The following is a 15,307-nucleotide window of genomic DNA, read 5'->3' on the forward strand; positions in this document are numbered from 1 at the left end:
GAAGAGGCCATTTCTGGCGATAACAATGCGTTGAATGTACTGGCCCTTTCGCGGATGAATCCGCTCCCACAATTCGTTTACAGCGCCTTCGACGGCCTCAGACCAGATGCAACCCGGTCAGCAGCATATCGATCAGCTTGATCCCCACGAACGGCACGGCAATCCCGCCCAGGCCGTAGATCAGCAGATTGCGGCGCAGCAATGCCGCCGCACTCGCCGCCTGCACTCGCACGCCGCGCAGGGCCAGGGGGATCAGTACGACGATGATCAGGGCGTTGAAGACGATGGCCGAGAGGATCGCGCTCTGCGGGCTGGCCAGTTGCATGATGTTGAGCACGCCCAGTTGCGGATAAATCGCCGCGAACAACGCCGGCAGGATGGCGAAGTACTTGGCCACGTCATTGGCAATCGAGAACGTGGTCAGGGCGCCACGGGTGACCAGCAGTTCCTTGCCGATCTGCACCACATCCAGCAGCTTGGTCGGGTCGCTGTCGAGATCGACCATATTGGCCGCTTCCCGCGCGGCCTGGGTGCCGTCGTTCATGGCCATGCCGACGTCCGCCTGGGCCAGGGCAGGGGCATCGTTGGCGCCGTCGCCGCACATGGCAACCAGGCGCCCGTCGTTCTGCTCCTGACGGATGCGCTCCAGTTTTTTCTCCGGCGTGGCTTCGGCCAATACGTCATCGACCCCCGCCTCAGCGGCGATGGCCGCAGCAGTCAGCGGGTTGTCACCGGTGACCATGACCGTGCGGATACCCAGCTTGCGCAGCTCGGCAAAACGCTCGCGAATACCGGGCTTGACCACATCCTTGAGGTGAATGGCGCCCAGCAGCTTGTGTCCGACACAGACCAGCAGCGGCGTGCCGCCGGTCTTGGCGATCTTGTCGATCTCCCTGGACAGGGGCAATGGCAGATCGCTGCGCTGCATGCCGACAAAGCTCAGCAGCGAATCCACTGCGCCCTTGCGATAGATGCGCTCGCCATGGTCGACGCCGGACAGCCGAGTCTCGGCACTAAATGGCACGGCGGTCAGTTCCTGCAACGACGGCTCGTTAAAGCTGTGCAGCTCGCGCAGGTACTCGACAATCGATTTACCTTCGGCAGTGTCATCAGCCAGGGACGCCAGCAAAGCACCTTCAGCCAGCTCCTTGGCGGTCACACCGGGCGCGGCATACACCGCGCTGCAACGGCGATTACCGAAGGTGATGGTGCCGGTCTTGTCCAGCAACAGCACATGCACGTCCCCCGCCGCTTCCACGGCGCGGCCGGACTTGGCAATCACATTCAGGCGCACCAGGCGATCCATCCCGGCGATGCCGATGGCCGAGAGCAAACCACCGATGGTGGTAGGAATCAGCGTGACCAGCAGCGCGACCAGGAACACCAAGGGCAGGCTGCCCCCGGAGAAACGGGCGAACGGCTGCAGGGTCACCACCACCAACAGGAAGATCAGGGTGAGACCAATCAGCAGGATATCCAGCGCCACTTCATTGGGAGTCTTCTGCCGCTTGGCGCCTTCGACCAGAGCGATCATGCGGTCCAGAGTGGATTCGCCGGGATTGCTGCTGATACGTACCAGCAACCAGTCCGAAACCAACCGGGTATTGCCGGTGACCGCCGAGCGATCGCCCCCCGACTCACGGATCACCGGCGCCGATTCCCCGGTAATCGCCGCTTCGTTGACCGCCGCGATGCCTTCGATGACTTCGCCGTCGCCGGGGATCATTTCCCCGGCTTCGACCCGCACCACATCGCCCTTGCGCAGGGTCGTGGCATTGACCACCCGAAATGCGCCAGTGCTCTCGCGCAGCCGCGCTTTCAGGCCTTCGCTGCCAGCCTTGAGGCTGTCGGCCCGGGCCTTGCCGCGACCTTCGGCCAAGGCTTCGGCGAAGTTGGCAAACAGCACGGTGAACCACAGCCACAAGGCGATCTGCAACGCCACCGAAGTCGGCACGGCCGGATCAGGAATGGCGCACAGCACCGTGGTCAGGATCGCCGTCAGCTCCACCACCAGCATCACCGGCGAGCGTTGCAACTGCCGCGGGTCGAGCTTGACAAAGGCCTGGATCAGCGCCGGGCGCCACAGATCAGCGATGGCAGTCTTGGCTGATGGCGCAACAGCGGGTTGCTCAGGTTGTTTCGCAACAGGAGTCTGCATATTCATCATCGTGTCCTCAGAAACCCAGGCTCAGGTGTTCAGCAATCGGCCCCAATGCCAGGGTCGGCAGGAAGGTCAGGCCGCCCACCAGCAAAATGGTTACGGTCAGCAGGGTGACGAACAGCGTGCCGTGGGTCGGGAAGCTGTTCAGGCCCAGCGGTGCGGGTTTCTTCAGCGCCAGGCTGCCCGCCAGGGCCATGACCGGCAGGATGTAGCCGAAGCGGCCGAGGAACATGCCCAGGCTGAGCATCAGGTTGTGAAAGGTGGTGTTGGCGCTGAAACCGCCGAACGCCGAGCCGTTGTTGGCCGTGGCCGAGGTGTAGGCATAGAGCAACTGGCTGAAACCATGGGCACCAGGGTTGCTCACCGCGCCGGCCGGGCCGGGCAGGCTCGCCGCGACAGCACCCAGCACCAGCACGCCCACCGGCATCACCAGCAGGGTTGCCACCAGCAGCTTGACCTCGTAGGCCTGGATCTTCTTGCCCAGGTATTCCGGGGTGCGGCCGATCATCAGGCCGGCGAGGAACACTGCGATCAGCACGTTCAGCAACATGCCGTTGAGGCCCACGCCGACGCCACCAAAGATCACCTCGCCAACCATCATATTGGCCAGGGCGACCATGCCACTGAGGGGGTTGAGACTGTCGTGCATGGCGTTGACTGAGCCGTTGGACGCGGCGGTGGTCGCCGTGGCCCAGAGCACCGTACCGGTGGTGCCGAAGCGGGTTTCCTTGCCTTCCAGCGGTGCAGTCTGTTCGACATTGGCAATGTTCAGGGTCGGGTTGGGCTGGTATTCAGCCCACAGCGACACGGCGCCGCCGATGGCCAGCAACAGCACCATGCAGGCGATGATCGCGCGACTCTGACGCAGGTCCTTGACGTAGTGACCGAAGGTGAACACCAGGGCGGCCGGGATCAGCAGGATCGACACCAGTTCGAACAGGTCGCTCCAGGCCGTAGGGTTCTCGAACGGATGCGCCGAGTTGACGCCGAAGAAACCGCCACCGTTGGTGCCCAGTTGCTTGATGGCAATCTGGCTGGCTGCCGGGCCCAGAGGGATGCTCTGGTCGGCGCCTTGCAGGGTCACGGCATCGACATAGTGAGCGAAGGTTTGCGGCACACCCTGCCAGACCAGGAACAGCGCCAGCACGATGCAGATCGGCAGCAGGCCATACAAGGTGGCACGGGTCATATCGGCCCAGAAGTTACCCAAATGCTGGGTTGAACGACGGCCGATCCCGCGACAGAACGCCACCAGCACGGCAATGCCCGTGGCGGCGCTGACAAAGTTCTGCACGGTCAGGCCGGCCATCTGGCTCAGGTAACTGAGGGACGCCTCGCCGCTGTAACTCTGCCAGTTGGTATTGGTGACAAAACTCATGGCCGTGTTGAACGCCAGCGACCACTCCATGCCCGGCAGTTTCTGCGGGTTGAGCGGCAGCACGTCCTGCAACAGCAGAATGGCGAACAACAAGACAAAGCCCGCCAGGTTGAAGATCAGCAAGGCCAGGGTGTAGGTTTTCCAGTTCTGCTCGACCTTGGGATCAACCCCCGACAGCCGATAACACACCCGCTCCAGCGGGCCGAGCAGCGGCGTCAGCAGCGTGCGCTCGCCTTCCATCACCCGGAACCAGAAACGCCCAAGCCAGGGCGCGGGCAGCAATACCAGGGCGAGAAAGGCCAGGATCAACAGATAGTCATAACTGTGCATGGCGCCTCCTAGACCCGGCCGGCGCGCAGCAGCGCCACCAACAAGTACACGAACAGCCCTGCCGCCAACAGCAGTGACACCCCATCCAGAACGTTCATCGAAACTCTCCGTCGCTGCGGCGATTGCCGCGTGTGAGCAATTGTCCGCAGCAGGGGCGTAAAGGAACGAGAGCGAGGCCCCGGGCAAGGCGTAAAGATGGCGTAAATTTCTGCGATACAGCACCGTGGCCGGGCGTCGGCGGCTCACCGACCGGTTAAAAAAACCGACTAGAATTGCCGTGGACAAGTAGTTCCGGGCCCTGGTCGAGCAACGCCATCATTGTGCCTCCTGATAGTTTTGACAGGTTTCAGAATCGTTACGTGGCGTTATCGTGTGGGCCTTTCCTCCGGCGCAGGACTAGCCATGAACACTTATCAGAGAAAAACCGGCGCATTCGATATCGCCTGGCAGGCGAAACAGATCGAGACCACCCCCGCTGTGCAATTAACCGTCAAGGAGCAGGAAGTCATACGATGGGCGGCCCTGGGCAAATCCGCCTGGGAAATCTCCCGCATTTTGGGTAGAACCGAGGCCGCGGTAAACTTTCACTTATGCAATATTCGCCGCAAGTTCGGGGTTAACTCGTTGCGGGCGGCATTGGTGAAGGCGATTGATCAGGGGTTGATTGTGTTGCATTGATAATAAAATACGACTAATAAACCCAGAACAATAGGGCAGCCTATTCTGAACATGAGCGGCAAAATTGCATTTCCGCTCATGCCCGACACACTGTAAAAATACAGAACACTTATGAGGCATCAGTTATTTCGCCTGGCAATATTTTTGGCAGCACGATCCATTTCCAATCGTTGTTTAGTTACTTCATTTGACAGGGGAGTTTTCCGACTATAGCTAACTTCAGAGACAACCTGCTTACCAGACCGCGCAGCCGCATTAGTTCTCCTGGCCTCACTCGTGATGCCAGGCTTTGTAAGGTTTGCTCTAAGAGAGTTATATGATGTGTTCGCACCATAGGCATCATTCAAGTTTTTAGCGACCGAATCAGTCGCGTCAATAAACCATTTTTGGCTGTCGACACTCGAATCAGTGGCATTCGTGTACTTGATAGCCTCAGACACCTGTTCCTTCAATAGATTATATCCACTTTTCCCTCTTTTTATACTCACGTCAAATACCTCTTTAACATCTGCAAGGTCCTGAGGTTTAACTCGGTGTAATTTTGCTACCGTTTTACCCTTAGGCACCGCTTTTAATTCCGCCGGAATGTTCTTCGCTATCTTCGACGCGGTCGTTTTCGCGCGGGTGACAATTCGGGCTAAACCTGAGAAAAATGTACCAATACTATGTCCCGTCGGATCCGTAAAATTCACCGGATCCCCCTCACAATACGCATAACTGTTCACCCCTCCCTCGCCAAACGGGCTTTCACTGTCCGGGCTATGAAAGCGCATTAATAGCGGGTTATATGCCCGATAACCGTTTCCCAGCAGTTGCCAGCCGCTGTCGGCTTCAGCCAGTTCGCCGTTGAAACCCAGTTTGCCCATGGCCGGCGCCGGGCCGCTGCGATAACCGTAGGTACTGTAGGCACTGGTGCTGGTGACGTCTTCGCTGACTTCACGCAGAACGCTGTTGTTATCGTCGATGCCCAGTAACAAGGTGGCGTTGTCGATGCCTGTCTGGCGCTCCGCCAGCAGGGTGTCGCCGCCACGGATGAACGTGCTGTTCTGGCTGCCCCGGATCTGGTTGGCCAGTTCGCCGTCCCGATAGAAACGCCGGTCCTGTTCGCCGCCACGGGTTTGTGCGCTGAGCGTATCGAGCGGGTCATAACGGTACTGGCTGCCTGAAGGCTGAGTACCGACTTCGATCAAGCGGCTGAGGGCGTCATACGCGAGGCTGCGACTGGCTTCGTCGCGGGTCAGGTTGCCGTCCAGGTCGTACTGCAGAATGATCTCGGCGGGATAACCTGCGCCGGTATTATTGTTGGTGATCTTGCTCAGTTGCACAGGGTCGCCATTCTCATAAAGATAACGGGCGACATTACTTCCTCCAGCAAAGGTCGTGAGGACCGAAGTCAGATTATCCATTCCATCGATAATGAACACCTGCCGGGTAATGGCGTTACCGTAAGGATCCACCGGCGGCTCGCCTTCGGTGCAGTCATATTGGGTCAAGCGTCCACGCCGATCATATTGATATGCCTCATTACGGATGACCTGTGCGCCCTCACGCAGGGTACGCCGGGTCATGTCATCGATGTCGTCATACACCTGCTCCAGTTGCTGCTGTACGCCGTTCAGATCAAAGGTGCGCAGGATTTCCCGGTCGAGGGCATCGTATTCCAGGCTGGTTTTCAGGCTCTGTCCGCTGTCGCTGTCACGGGTTTCGAAACTGGCCATGCGGCCCAGGCCATCGTATGTGAACGTAGAGCGGATAGTACTCAGCGTGGTGGACTCCAACCGCCCCTGCCCGTCGTACTCATAGGTCTGCTCCTGGCCCAGCACATCGGTGTAGCTCAGCAGGCGCCCCAGGCGGCTGTAGCGGTACGCCATGGTGTAATCGGCAAGCTTCTTGCCGTGTTGGTCCAGGCTCACGCGCCGTTCACTTTTCAGTTCGCCGGTACTGAAGTACTCGCGTTGCAACTGTTCGCCCTGCTCTTCACACAGCAGCAGCCGGGCATCACGGGAGTCGTACTGGTAATCGGCAATGACATTGTCAGGGCCGGGTAAACGGCGTTGCAGCGGCTCGGACCCCAACGGCGGCCGGTACTCGTAGGCGATCTCCTGCCCGCCGGGGGTCGTGACAGTTTTCGGTTCGAGCATGCCGGGGTCGTAGCGCATGACGCGCTCGCGGCCACCCACGACCGATTTGACCAGGCGATCCAGGCCATCGAACGCCTGGGTGCCCAGCACATAGGTAGTGCTGTTGTGTTCGACGCTGATCGAGGCAGGCAGGTCTTCGCTGCTGTGGGCGGCATATTCCCGGCGCACGATGGCGCTCACGGGCAGGCTGGTCTGTACGACGCGATCGAAGGCGTCGTAGGCGTAAACCGTAACGCGCTCTTTAACGGGCAGCCCGACAACTTCATTGATGCTGCGACCCAACCCGTCATAGTCATAACGGCTCAGGCCGATCACGGCGTTGTCCAGGTTCCGGCGCTCGATGCGGGTCGGCTTTTCGAACAGATTGAGCCAGGTGACCGTCTTCCCGCTTTGGGTTGACGGGGCGGCGCTGTCTTCACTCCAGCTTTCCTGAATCGGCCCCCGGGAATTGATCGTACCGATGGGATCGGTCTGTTCCACCTTCTTGACGCCGTCCGGGCCGGTCGCGCTGTATTGCTCGTTCCAGTCGTCGTATTCATAGACCGTCTTGAGTGCCAGGGCCTGTTCATCGAGCCAGTCGAATTCGGTCTCTTCGCTCAAATTGCCCAACCCGTCATAGCGTGCGCTGTAGGTCTGGCGTGGCGTATCGGGCTGCGCAGGATTATCGGCGTCGGCACGTTCCTCGTAGACCACTCGGTTAAGGCCATCAAAGCGGGTACACGTCTTGACCTCTTTGACATCGAACATCCATTGCTCGGCCTGGTCATCGACAGTGGCGCAAAGGAAATACTCGTAATTGCGCGACGCTACATCGTCGGTGCCGGGGGCAACGGTCTCACGCACCACGCGCCTCAGGCTGTCGTAGGCGTAACGGATCTCCACATCATTGTCGTCGCGATTGAGCAATGGCTCCCCGGTGAGCATCGAGTGCTCCAGTGTGATGACTTTCTGCTCGCCATCAAACCCGGTGAGGGTCTGCACAGTGCGCTGCACGCTCTCACCAAAGATCGGGCTGAGCAGCGTGTCGTACTCAAAGCCGGTGGTGGTGGCCAGGCCGCCCATGGTCAGGGTCTGGCGTTCGATGCGGCCATGGGCAAAGGCGTCGTCGGGGTCGTTGATGTACTCGAACAGGCTGTTTTGCAGCTCCTCCTCGGCGCCAGGGGAGGTCTTTACCAATTTCTCACTCTCTGCCGTCAGCCAGTCATTGCCCTGACTGCCGGTGATCGCCGGCAAGGCCATGTAGCGATAACGGGTGCACAGCGTCGGGGCCTGGCCATGCTCGGAGGCAGCGGGCCTGACTATTTTCTCCTGCACGTTGCGGACAAACCCTTCAGGGTCCGGCGGGCAACCATCTGTGCCCTCGGCCGGGTACCATTTGCTTTCTTCGACGACACCGTTGGCCTGAGTCTGCTGCACCAGATTGCCGTGGATGTCGTAGCGGCTGCTGACGGTCTCGCTGCGAAACCGCGAGGTGTTATTGACCCGCCAGGTCGTGATGACCTCCTTGGGCAACTGGCAATCAGGATCCTGATTTTCAAAGTGCGTGTCCGGCTTCAGCCCATAATGGGTCTCCTGCGTCTTCTCGTTATCGTTCTGGGTCGTGGTCTCCCGCGTCAGCAGGTGAAACTGGTTGAACACCCGTTTAATGGTGCGCACCGGCTCCGACTGATCAGCGACGTGCAGGGTTTCGGTGCAGTGATACTCGTATGCGCCCACGTGCTTGTAGAGATTGTCCTGACCGTCTTCATCCCAGGAGACAGGCAGGCCCGCGCCAAGAAAGTTGCGCTCACGTTGCAGATTGTCCTTGTAGGCGTAGAGCACATCGATCTGCGGCTGGCCGAAGCCCGGTTCGCTGAGGTGCCGGGTCACCCGTGGCAACGGATCGCGGCCACTGGTAGCGGGAAATGGATGGCCGTCGTCCTGATAGAAAATCCGCTCATGGCCACCGGCAGGCGTGTCCACCGTCTCCATGCACATCAGCCCGAGCTGCTCGGCATAGGTAAAACGCCAGGACGCCTGATTCTCGACAGGCAGGACGATCTCGGTTGCATATCGATGGCTGGTGGCCAGGTTCATGATGAACGGCACCGGCGGCCCGTCTGCCGCGTGCAGCTCGATCAGTACCTGAAAATCCTCGCGACTGAGGCTGAGCAGGGTCTGGCCTGAATCGTCCTTGATCGAGCTCAGGATCTGGTAGCTGCTGTTGAAAGCACGGTATTCCAGGGTAATGCCGTGCCCTTCAGGGGCCAGGATACGCACCGGCAACGCCACCTGATTGCCGCTACTGCCACGCAGCTCAAGAATTTCCACCAGTCCGGATTTATGCACCAATCGGTAATGCGTGTCGTCCTGCTTGTAGAGGCGGAAACCGACAATTTTCTGCTCCTTCATCAGCAGGCGCGTGCTACCGGATTCCGTCCCGGTGACCTGGAAAGTTTCACCACTGCTCAGGGACACGATGTTATTGGCAACCTGCGACAATTGCAGATTCCAGCCCAAGCCGTAGCCGCTGTCCTGATTATTGAGCGGGTTATAACTCAGGGTCAGGGGCATGCCTGGACCACGTAATTGGTTGGTCTTGAGCTCGGGCAAGGTGATGGACACCGTATATTGCCCGGTGCGGGGGTCGACACCATTCTGCAAAAAACTCATGAAGTTGAAGGCGTTGGAATGTACGGACGTTGAAATAGTCATGATCAGGTACTCACAGCAATCACTGGATAACCAGGTAGTTATTTTAAACTTGGCAATTCGTGCCGGGCGTGGATATTAACCACGACAGGTGTATTAGCCTGGGTCTGAAACTTTAATCTTCACGCAAGTCAATTCATCGCCACCGTCTCCACCTTGACGGCTCCTCTCCAGCCTGACACCACGTGAAATGATATCTCCCCGCAGCCGATCCTTGAGCTTTATCAAAGATATCCAAGGCGTAGTGATAGGGTCGATGATGGTTCTCAGTTCGAACTCCCAACCGTTAATAGTGCCACTATTACACGCCTCCTCTCCAAAGGTTATGATAACGGCGGAACGAACGTTATCCAACTTAAAGTAGTCATGCTCATCATTAGTACAGTCATATGTATCCTCATCGTCATTGTTCAGATTGATAGTTAAGGACTGTGTAGCCGGTATCCTGCAAGTCTTCCCTGTGCCAACCCCGTTATCATCAACCTTCTCCGCCAGTTCCAGATAACGCACGGCCTGTTTCGTATCAGGCGATGCAGTGTCGGCATATAACGGGTTTGCCAGGCCGGCGACAAGCAACAATCCCGCCAGCGATTGATTGAACAGCTTCATGATAAATATCCTCTAGTATTGCTCATGGTGTAAACAGCGTATGCATAAGTCGATTACGTTCGCCCGTGCTCCCAGCCCGAAACGAGATTTTCCGGCAATGAGCATTACCCTGCTGATCCCTGAGCAGCACGATCAAGCTTTTCGATAACTTGTCTCGCGCGGCATTCCCTGAGCGGATATAAGGAATCCGGTCCGAACGATGCAGGCTGATCACCAGCTTGCCCTGTTCGAACGACGAGTGAACATCAATATCCAGCGATTCGTTTCTGACAACGTCCTTGATGGCATCATCAAAACTGATCTTTAGCGGAGGCGGAACGGGTTCTTCCGACTCTTTTTTTATCTCCCGAAAAATATAGCCCGTCCAACTGAACATGATTTCCGCCATCTGTTCACTTTCCCATAGAATCATGGACGTATTAATCGCGTCGTTGTCCGACTCCGGTAGAAACTCCAAGGTCATGAAATTCATGGATTCATTAGTGTCCGGGTGTTTGCAGCCGAGTTTCCAGTAATCGATGGTCTGCAATTCAAGATCGAAAGGATCATCTTCCGGACCTGAACTTGGCGGCTCAGGAGACGGTTCACCATTAGGGCCGTTCAGCGGGGAGACGCGTTTCAAATCGAAGTGGTAATTGCTCGCCTCATAATTAGGTGGCCGTTTCGGGGTGACGGTTATCTTGGCGTGCTGATCGGTATAATCGGTGGAATTGTGCCAACGCAAAGTCCGATCAGCCTGGAAAGTGGCCTCAAAGTCCTGGGAAGAATTCGGGTCATGCCGGGTGTGCAAATAAAATATCTGTTCAAGGGGTGGGGGCGGGGCATTAGTCAATTGCCCGCTCGCCACATTGGATCCCGCCAGGTCGAAACGGTTACGTTGCAGGTTTACGCGCCACGCCCGCTCTCCCTCCAGATCCTCGGCAATCCCTTCATCCTTACCATCAAGGAAATCAACCTTGTTGCCGCTGGGATACTCCGCCAGGCGCATCGAGGCTTGCTCTAAGGGGCTCAGCGCGTAATACACCCCGTCGACAGCCATGGTCTGGGTGGAAACCTTCACGCGCAGTTGCTGATAGCCGTTGGCGTACAACTCACCTCTTTTCCCACTTTCCTGACCACCCGGCACCTGGACGATGAACATGGCCAACTCTTCCCAGGTAGGCTCCTCGATCACTTCGGATACATCAACGACGCTATAGCCACTGGCAAACACCACGCCATTGCGCACAATTTCACAGCTCACCACGCTGCTGGCGCTGATGCCGTCCGCAGCGGTGGTGAAAAGCCCTTGCTCATCGACACTGCCGCCGCCGCCAATGACTTTCCAGCGCCGCTCAAGCCCCGGCAACAACGACGAATCGTCCTGCAACTGTACGGTCGTGGACCGGCCAAGCCGTGGCACATAGGGTGGGTCGACGCGCAGTTGCTGCTGGCTATTGATCAGCAGCAGCGATACCACCTGGTTCTCTACCCCCTGCGCCTCGACCTGCTGGACCAGCAGGCCCTTTCTCCCGGAGCGGGCATCCGGGGTAAATACCGCGCCAGTGCCGACCTCGCTCAGCTCACCGTACTCCGCCCCGCGTAACGCCCAACTCACTGCGCCGCCGGCCAGCATCGAGGCGCTCAATGACAGCGGTCGGGCCTGGCTGCCACCGAGGCTGGTCGCAACCCGCGGCGCCACCACCATCTCATCGAACGCCACCAGCAGCAGGGCCAGGACGGTGTGCGTCCTGCCCTCGTGGTTGTAGGTGGCGGTGATCATGACCCGCAGCGTGTCACGGCCGATAATCGTGGCCGAGGGCGCGCTGTAAAGCCCGTTGCTGATGCTGCCGTGCCCCTCTGCGCTATGGCTCTGCAGGCTGACGGCCTGCCAACTGCTGGCTTGAACCGCCTGCCCTTGCCAGTCCCGCAGGGTGAATGTCTGCGTCTGCCCGGCCTTGATGCTCTTGAACGACGGTTCCAGGCGGTAGCTGGTCTGGGTGGGGGCGATATTGCCGAAAATGGCCAGATCGCGAGGCGTATGCTGCTCGACCTTCTCGAACTTGTTGGCGCCAGGAAACAGCAGACTGTTGACCACTTGCGGCGGATCCTCGCCCACATAACCCAACATCTCTTCGCTGAGGACGAGCGAAGCCGAGTATTTATCGGCGCCATTGACCTGGTCATTCGGGATCAGGAACGGGAAGTCACCGGCTGGGGGATAGTTTCCGTCGCCCGTGTTAGCGCGCAGACGGATAAACACCACCACAGCGCCATCGCCAAAATTCTTTGCGCCCCGGACCCTGGAACCATCTGCCGCCTGGGTCAGCACCCGAAAACGGGTAGGCGACAGCTCGTTGTAGCTTTTGAAGTCGAGCATGCCCAACTGAAACACGCTGCGATCGGGCGACAGCGTCTTGAACTCCGCTGCGAAGAAATCAGCCAGGCGCCGGTTAGCCGGGTCATCGAGATCCGGACCCGCCAGATTGCAACGAAAACTCACTGCTTTGGCCAGGTCCATGTGTACCTTGCCCCGACGGTCGATTTCTCCCACCACCATGGACAGGTCGATCTGCATTTCCAGTCGGTAACCCATCGGCTCGGTGATCGTCAGCACCGAAGCAATCTCCGTCGAAACACCTGCGCTTTGATGCTCAACGGCGTAAGCGCCGGACACGATATTCATCGTCAACAGGGCCCGGGAATCCTGCATCGATGCAGTGATGAACGACAGCAACGGCGCGCCCAGCTCGATACGGCTCAGGCGGGCAACGTGGGTCCGCCGGTCATCCAGCGCCACTTCACCCATGAAGAACGGGAAAAAGGACAGGTGCTGGAAGCGCTCTATAAATTGCTGCTCGAGCAAATGGTTGAGCTTGCTGCGGCTGAACGCCGCAACGGCACCCCAGCCCTGGGTGACGGAGCCCCGACGCATGCGCTCCAATAAGGTATTTAAATTTGCCATGGTGTTCCTCCTGTGGGCAGCACGGCGGCTGCACCCTCATTTATTGGCCCAGTGCCGCCAGCACATCAGGGAAGTCATTCAATGGCAGCGGCAGGATCAAATAGCCTTCGAAGCGGCCGAAGGTCGGGATATCCACCTCAGCCAGAATCAACACAAAACGCTGGGGCGCCAGCGGATCGCTGATGTAGAGACCACCGGTGGTGGAAATTTCCCCTGGGCTGTCGGCGCCAAGGCGCCATTGCGTGTCGGGCTGAACGGTGCCATTGATCACCGCCTCCAGCTGGATTTGCCCTGCCACTGGACTGGCGTCGGCCCTGGGTCTGACGTGCAGCCCCACGCCCTTGCTCTGGATAACCAACATCCAGGCTGATCGCGCCTGGCCGCTGAGGCTGTCGCGAACTTCTATCTCATCCAGTACGTAGCTCTTTCCTGAGACGTCACCGTGGGCGACGTAGGTGCGATCGCCCTGCGGATCGTCACCAATCAGCTCGCCACTCTCCCCCTCCACCCGATTTTTGATGGACCACTGCGGCACGCCATCGCCCAGAACTCCGGCAGTCAAGGTCACGCTCTCACCGTAGTTACACACCTCGATCAAAGGATCGATGCTGACGCCGTAGGCCTGGATCGTGACCAACGCAGTCGCGACCCGGTTGCTGGCATCCCTGACGACCACCAGCACCCGATGCAGTCCCTGGGCCATGGTGTGCGCCGGTGGCGCGCGATACAGGCCCCCATCAGCAGTAATGGTCCCTGGGTTGCCCTCGCTGCCGGGAGCATTTTCCAGTGACCAGCGCAGGCCCTGGCCAGGCGGCTCGGTAGTGAACTGCAAACTGGCCCCGGCCAGCAGCAGCGGGCTTTGCTCGACAATATGCAACCCATCCTGAGCAGCCCCCACCTGGCCGAACATCGCCAGGTCATGGGGTAGGGCCTTGACCAACGGCTGTACGCGCTGCTCGCCCGCCAGCGTCCATTGCTCCACGAAGCTTTCGGTGGCCGTTGTGTTCAGGGTCTGACTGAAGCGTTCGAGCAGCGCGCCCTTGATGGTGTAAGCAATGAACCCTTTGATTTGCTGCAGCAACAGAGGGTCAAGATTGCCCGGAAGGCCGGATACCGGGGTCACTTCCTGGTCATCGCCATAAGGGCTGAAGAGCTGCCCCTCCAGGGCTCGCGCCCCGCTCTCGTCGGCCCACAGCAGAAACTCATGCCGAAGGCTGACATTGAAGCTGGCGGTAAGAGGCGTCCATTGCGTACCGCCCACGGCTCTGTAGCTGAACGTCACCGTGCAGGGGAACTGCCAGGTCTGGCTCGCCTTGGCCGACTCGAACGTCACAGTCAAGGGTTGCTGACCGCCGGCCGCCGAAACCGTGAACGGCTCGGACTGAAACTCATACTCAGTGCCCCGATAATGACCGGCAGCCACTTGAAAACTGCCGGCAAGGGCGGTCATCTGCCGTAACGGTTCGGCGGGTTCCTTGTCGAAGCGAAACTCGGCGCCCTCCAGCAATTGCAGCACCGAATTGCCGAATGCCGCGCGGTAGAGCACAGGTTGGGAAAACAGCGAGGTCGCCGAATAAACCGGTTGTGCATCGTTGGGAATCAAGTACCTGATATCCCCTTCGTTGCCGGGAAACGCGCCTGTCACGCCGTACTCCGTGGTCAGGAAGAACAATACAGCGCCCTTTTTCTCTGGTTGGCTGCTGTTGGCATCCTCAAGTTGCGTGCGGATATCGACCCTGCGCACCGCCAACATCGCGTTGCCCTGCTCGGTAAATACGCTTAATGGATAGACCCGTCCCTCGTTATCGGGATGACGCAACCATGCCTGGAAAAACTCACCGATCCGCTCTTTCTCGTGCTCCGCTCCCGGAAACAGCAACACCGGCTCTTCGCCAAGGGCCAGGTCCACGTCGACCTTTCCTGCCTCGCTGCTTAACCGCAATTGCAGACGCAACAGCGGCCCGTTTGTCGGTTCATAAGCGGACAGCCGCAAGACACGGGCGACGCCCAGTATCGTTTCCACCTGGGTCAGTACTCCCGACACGATCGGCATCTGAACCGGGAACGTGGGAATATCAAAAGACCCGGACTCGAACAACAACACCGGCGCGCCCAATATGAAATGGGAGAAGTAATATGAAATATCGGTATCGGCAATATCGATATGCCCACTCGGCACTTGATGAGTAATCCCCTCACTCAACTGGGTTTTGTAACCCTGTTGCAACACAGCATTGACCTTGTCACTGCTGACCGCCATCACACCATCCCAACCGAACAGACGGGGTGTATCCTTCATCCACGCCAACAGACTTTCCACCGAATAACCGGCCATGACATAACCTCCAGGTAATATCCATACTTATTAACTTCAA

Annotated in this window: 8 protein-coding genes; 1 reads left to right on the top strand and 7 read right to left on the bottom strand. The window is 58.7% G+C overall.

Annotation, left to right across the window (positions count from 1 at the left end; all coding sequences use genetic code 11):
* Positions 1 to 97: 97 nt before the first annotated feature.
* Genes kdpB through kdpF form a run of 3 tightly spaced genes read right to left on the bottom strand, consistent with a single transcriptional unit; the run spans position 98 to position 3,967 of the window.
* Entirely contained in the window at positions 98 to 2,164 is a 2,067-nt protein-coding gene (kdpB, locus tag M2401_RS04610) for a potassium-transporting ATPase subunit KdpB (RefSeq protein WP_259100324.1), read from the bottom strand.
* Positions 2,165 to 2,174: 10 nt separating this feature from the next.
* Complete coding sequence (gene kdpA, locus M2401_RS04615) at positions 2,175 to 3,869, bottom strand: potassium-transporting ATPase subunit KdpA (RefSeq protein ID WP_259100326.1); 1,695 nt, start codon at positions 3,867 to 3,869, stop codon at positions 2,175 to 2,177.
* An 8-nt stretch (positions 3,870 to 3,877) separates the two neighbouring features.
* A complete protein-coding gene (kdpF, locus tag M2401_RS04620) occupies positions 3,878 to 3,967 on the bottom strand; it encodes a K(+)-transporting ATPase subunit F (RefSeq protein WP_259100328.1) in 90 nt (29 codons plus the stop codon).
* 304 nt (positions 3,968 to 4,271) lie between these two features.
* Here kdpF and M2401_RS04625 point away from each other — a divergent pair, with 304 nt between their 5' ends.
* Positions 4,272 to 4,547, top strand: a complete 276-nt coding sequence (locus tag M2401_RS04625) for a response regulator transcription factor (RefSeq protein ID WP_259100330.1) — start codon at positions 4,272 to 4,274, stop codon at positions 4,545 to 4,547.
* Positions 4,548 to 4,666: 119 nt separating this feature from the next.
* On the opposite strand, the gene M2401_RS04630 is transcribed toward M2401_RS04625, so the two are convergent.
* From M2401_RS04630 to M2401_RS04645, 4 genes are all read right to left on the bottom strand, one after another.
* On the bottom strand, positions 4,667 to 9,382 hold the full coding sequence (locus M2401_RS04630) for an RHS repeat-associated core domain-containing protein (RefSeq protein WP_259100332.1): 4,716 nt from the start codon (positions 9,380 to 9,382) through the stop codon (positions 4,667 to 4,669).
* A gap of 93 nt (positions 9,383 to 9,475) precedes the next feature.
* Entirely contained in the window at positions 9,476 to 9,988 is a 513-nt protein-coding gene (locus tag M2401_RS04635) for a hypothetical protein (protein WP_259100334.1), read from the bottom strand.
* A 22-nt stretch (positions 9,989 to 10,010) separates the two neighbouring features.
* Positions 10,011 to 12,911 carry a hypothetical protein gene (locus M2401_RS04640; RefSeq protein ID WP_259100336.1) on the bottom strand — a complete coding sequence of 967 codons (2,901 nt, stop codon included), beginning with the start codon at positions 12,909 to 12,911 and terminating at the stop codon, positions 10,011 to 10,013.
* A gap of 61 nt (positions 12,912 to 12,972) precedes the next feature.
* On the bottom strand, positions 12,973 to 15,267 hold the full coding sequence (locus M2401_RS04645) for a hypothetical protein (RefSeq protein WP_259100337.1): 2,295 nt from the start codon (positions 15,265 to 15,267) through the stop codon (positions 12,973 to 12,975).
* Positions 15,268 to 15,307: the final 40 nt, after the last annotated feature.

It is taken from the genome of Pseudomonas sp. JUb42 (genome assembly GCF_024807945.1).
GTDB lineage: Bacteria > Pseudomonadota > Gammaproteobacteria > Pseudomonadales > Pseudomonadaceae > Aquipseudomonas.

Coding starts and splice junctions, on each gene's coding strand:
- kdpA (WP_259100326.1), bottom strand. CDS start 3,869: ATGCACAGTTATGACTATCTGTTGATCCTGGCCTTTCTCGCCCTGGTA.
- M2401_RS04625 (WP_259100330.1), top strand. CDS start 4,272: ATGAACACTTATCAGAGAAAAACCGGCGCATTCGATATCGCCTGGCAG.
- M2401_RS04635 (WP_259100334.1), bottom strand. CDS start 9,988: ATGAAGCTGTTCAATCAATCGCTGGCGGGATTGTTGCTTGTCGCCGGC.
- kdpB (WP_259100324.1), bottom strand. CDS start 2,164: ATGAATATGCAGACTCCTGTTGCGAAACAACCTGAGCAACCCGCTGTT.
- M2401_RS04645 (WP_259100337.1), bottom strand. CDS start 15,267: ATGGCCGGTTATTCGGTGGAAAGTCTGTTGGCGTGGATGAAGGATACA.
- kdpF (WP_259100328.1), bottom strand. CDS start 3,967: ATGAACGTTCTGGATGGGGTGTCACTGCTGTTGGCGGCAGGGCTGTTC.
- M2401_RS04630 (WP_259100332.1), bottom strand. CDS start 9,382: ATGACTATTTCAACGTCCGTACATTCCAACGCCTTCAACTTCATGAGT.